This is a genomic window from Pseudomonas sp. P4_C8 (assembly GCF_056401975.1).
The window spans coordinates 1-621 of record NZ_JBFUIH010000125.1; the positions used below are offsets into that span (position 1 = coordinate 1).

Genomic DNA, 621 nt, shown 5'->3' on the forward strand with positions numbered 1-621 from the left:
GCTGATGACCGTACGCGGTGTCGGACCGATCATCGCCACGGCGATACTGGCCAAACAGACCGAGCCGGAGCGCTTCGCCGATGCACGTCGCTTCGCTGCCTACTTTGGCCTGGTGCCTGATCAGAACAGCAGTGGGTCGAAGGTTCGCCTGGGCCGGATGTGCAAACGAGGCGATGGCTACGTGCGCAGCCTGATGGTGCAGGGGGCTCACGCGGTATTGAGGCAACTGCGTCCAGATTCGGAACAGCCTGACGATCGTCGCTTGCAACGCTGGCTGAGTCGGCTGGGACGCAAGGAAGCGGCGGTACGGCTGGCGAGTCGCAACCTGCGAATCATCTGGGTACTGCTACAGAATGACCAGACTTATCGCCGCCAACCGGCCGATGGCCGGCCGGCGGCGACAAGTAGTTGATCGACAGCGTTCTGCCACCGGGGCGCAAGTGCGCTCCAACCCCTGCTAGAAAACATTGACCCCAGGTCAGACCGTCGCGGATTGATGCCTGCGCTCCTACCGGCCTTCGAGGCCTGAATGTAATCGGCATACCGTGAGCTCAACCAATGTTGGCCAGAAGCCAAAGATGGCTTCCTCGAATAGGCCTTATACATAGATGCAACCGGGTA

Annotated in this window: 1 protein-coding gene; it reads left to right on the top strand. The window is 60.7% G+C overall.

Annotated elements, in window-relative coordinates; all coding sequences use genetic code 11:
* The coding region (locus AC1DWM_RS30170) for a transposase (RefSeq protein WP_477796901.1) at positions 1–412 on the top strand (412 nt) is incomplete at its 5' end.
* Positions 413–621: the final 209 nt, after the last annotated feature.